This is a genomic window from Sphingomonas bacterium (assembly GCF_903644135.1).
In the GTDB taxonomy this organism is placed as follows: domain Bacteria; phylum Pseudomonadota; class Alphaproteobacteria; order Sphingomonadales; family Sphingomonadaceae; genus Sphingomonas.
In genome coordinates this window covers 1-3,134 of record NZ_CAHJXA010000328.1, presented here as the reverse complement: position 1 = coordinate 3,134, position 3,134 = coordinate 1, and the positions used below count along the sequence as shown (strand labels likewise).

Sequence of the window (3,134 nt, the reverse complement as noted above, 5' to 3'; positions counted from 1 at the left end):
ATCGCGATCGACGACGAGGCCTTCACCTACAACAAGCGCATCAGCCGGATGGCGACGATCCAGGAACACCGGATGATTCTGAATGCCGTCAAGAAGGGCGTGTCGGAGGAACGGCTCGCGCGAGCGCTGAACGTCAACATCCAGAACATCCGCATGAAGCGCAATCTTCTCGTCGGCATTTGCCCCGAGGTGGCCGATCTACTGCGCGACAAGCACGTGCCGCTCAACGTCTTCACCGAGCTGCGCTTCCTCAAGCCTGTCCGGCAGATCGAGGCCGCGCAGGCGATGATCACGATGAACCGCTATTCGATCGCATACGCCAAGTCGCTGGTGGCCGCGACGCCGGCCGACCAGCTCGTCGAAGGCAAGGAGCGCCGCCAGCGCGGTCTGTCGGAAGAGCAGATCGCGACGATGCAGCGTGAGTCCGAGAACCTCGACCGGGAGCTGAAGCACATCGAACAGGGCTATGGCTCTGACCATCTCGATCTCGTCCTGGCGACGGGCTATGTCGGCAGTCTACTCGGCAACGCACGCATCGTGCGCCATCTGGCGCGGCACCATGCCGACATTCTTGCCGAGTTTCAGAAGATCGCCGATCTGCAGAAGGCCGCATGAGCTTCCACTCGCTGGCCGAATGGAGCAAACGATCCCGCTCAGCTTGACAACTCGTCACATGACGCATATCTCCTCATCAGGAGACGCGATATGGCCCATCCAGCCCAGATTGATCAGCCGGGCGCTGCGGTAGCCGGTGAGCTTCAAACATTCTCGAGCGAGCAGGATCGGAGCCGCCTGTCAGGCGCCGCGGCGCGAGCCTTTCGCAAGCTGGCCGAACGATGGGAGCTTGGCAACGCCGAAGCCGCCGCGCTGCTCGGCGTTTCGCTGAGCACCTGGGATAGAATTAAGGCCGGCCGCTGGGACGGCGAGCTGAGCCAGGATCAGCTGACCCGTATCTCGGCGCTGGTCGGGGTGTTCAAGGGGCTGCACCTCCTATTTGCGGACTCGATGGCCGATCGCTGGCCCAGGCTCGCGAACCGAGGCCCTGTCTTCGAGCGGCTCACGCCGATCGTGGCGATGATCGAGGGCGGGATCCCGCGGATGCTCGAGACGCGCCAATATGTCGATGCGCTGCGCGGCGGCCTCTGATCTTGATGATCGATGGCGTGCCCGTCGTGCGGGAAGCGTTCCCGCACACGGTCCGGCTCGTCACGACGGCGAGGCTGAGGGATTCGGTGCTTGCGGAGCTTGTCGACGGAGACGATCTTGCCGCCCTTGCCGAGATTGAGGGAGCGACCAGCCGCCGCCTGACGGCTGAGACGCGCGGTATCGCTGGGCTGCCCGCCAACGAACTGGTGCATGGCGTCGCCCATGCCCGCTTCATCAACGCGAGCTTCGCATACGCCAAGCCGCGGGCGCTAAGCCGCTTCAATGGACCCGATCGCGGGGCGTGGTACGCCGCGCTTGAAGTCGAGACTAGTGTCGCCGAGGTCGCATACCACCTGACGCAGGCTTTGGCGGATGCCGGTGACTTCAACGCGGTCGTCGACTATGCGGAGATGCACGCCAGCCTGGCTGGCGAGTTCTTGGACCTCCGGCAGCGTCCCGATCACCAAGCGCTCGATCCCGATGAGACGCGGGGTTACGCCGCAGGGAATGCCATGGCGAATGCCGCAAGAGCCGCCGGCCTCAATGGCGTCATCTATCCCTCCGTGCGTTGCCCCAGTGGCACGTGCGTCGCCGCTTTGTGGCCGCACGCAGTTCAATCCGTCGCCCAAGGGAAAGTCTGGAGGCTCACATGGAACGGGAAACCAGAGCCCCAAATCTCAAGAGTCGACCAAGTCTGAATATCGAGACGTATTCGCCGGCCTACCGTGGGGTTTCCACGTTCGACCACTTCATCTTCTTCGAGCGACCACAGGCCCCCGGCGGCGAGGATCGGTTCCGCGCCTCGTTCTATGTCAACACCCGCGAGCCGAGGAATTGATCGGCCGAGGACGTCTCGCTCATCGAGGGCGTGGCGGCCCGTACGTGGGAAACGTTGGGCGCCCGCGTGCCGACCCGCCGCGGTGTCGGGAATGAACGCGAACGCCGCCCGATCAACGGCGCGCTCCAATCAGCGCGCTTAAACACTCGTCCAGCGGCTGCTCGCCTGTCCGCCGCCAACCGCTGCAACCCACCGCCGTCGATGTTGGCCGGCACGTGTAGCGCACCCGCCGCCAGCTCAGATACCTTCGCCGGCTCGCGCTGAACAATTATCCGAGCTTGGTTTTTGCAAGTCGCGCCGCGATAGCTTTTTAGAACGTTCCTCATCCGTTCTATCACTGCTAGGGCTGCACCGATGGAAAGCGGATCGACTCGCAAGATCATCCATGTCGACATGGACGCATTCTTCGCGTCGGTAGAGCAACGCGACGACCCTGCGCTGCGCGGTCGTCCGGTCGCGGTTGGCTATGCCGCCGCGCGCGGCGTGGTCGCGGCGGCGAGCTATGAGGCGCGGGCGTTCGGCGTGCGCTCTGCGCTTCCCTCGGTCACCGCGCTCCGCCGCTGTCCCGAGCTCAGGTTCGTGCCGCCGCGGTTCGATGTCTACAAGACGGTGTCGCGCCAGATCCACGCCATCTTCGCCGAGTTTACCTCGCTCACCCAGCCGCTGTCGCTCGACGAAGCCTATCTCGATGTGACCGACAATCGCGCCGGGCTACCGACCGCCTGGGCAACGGCCAAGGCGATCCGGGCGCGCATCCTGGAAGAGACCGGCCTCACCGCCTCGGCCGGCATTTCCTACAACAAGTTCCTGGCCAAGCTCGCGTCTGACCAGCGCAAGCCGAACGGCCAGTTCGCGGTCACGCCGGACATGGGTGCGACCTGGGTCGAGACGCTGGCGGTCGCGCGCTTCCACGGCGTCGGCCCGGTGACTGCGGCAAAGATGAAGCGGCTCGGCATCGAAACCGGCGCCGATCTCCGTGCCAAGCCGCTCGCCTTTCTCGAGCAGCATTTCGGTAGCGCTGCCGGTTGGTACCACGCGATCGCGCGAGCCGAGGATCATCGTCCCGTGAACCCGAACCGCCAGCGGAAGTCCTCCGGCTCGGAGACGACGTTCGACCGCGACCTGACGGAAGCTGCCGACATCGAGGCCG

The 3,134-nt window shown here is 64.7% G+C and carries 4 protein-coding genes; all 4 read left to right on the top strand.

Going from position 1 to position 3,134, the window contains the following annotated elements; genetic code table 11:
• Positions 1 to 615 (top strand): plasmid partitioning protein RepB C-terminal domain-containing protein (locus HUU96_RS13870; RefSeq protein WP_174293338.1); only part of this gene is annotated, 615 nt, incomplete at its 5' end.
• Between the two features lie 90 nt (positions 616 to 705).
• Positions 706 to 1,146 (top strand): antitoxin Xre-like helix-turn-helix domain-containing protein, encoded by a 441-nt coding sequence (locus HUU96_RS13865; protein WP_174293337.1) that lies wholly within the window; start codon positions 706 to 708, stop codon positions 1,144 to 1,146.
• 5 nt (positions 1,147 to 1,151) lie between these two features.
• Positions 1,152 to 1,844, top strand: coding sequence for an RES family NAD+ phosphorylase (locus tag HUU96_RS13860; protein WP_217430336.1), 693 nt, complete (start codon positions 1,152 to 1,154; stop codon positions 1,842 to 1,844).
• Between the two features lie 494 nt (positions 1,845 to 2,338).
• Positions 2,339 to 3,134 (top strand): DNA polymerase IV (gene dinB, locus HUU96_RS13855; RefSeq protein ID WP_174293335.1); only part of this gene is annotated, 796 nt, incomplete at its 3' end.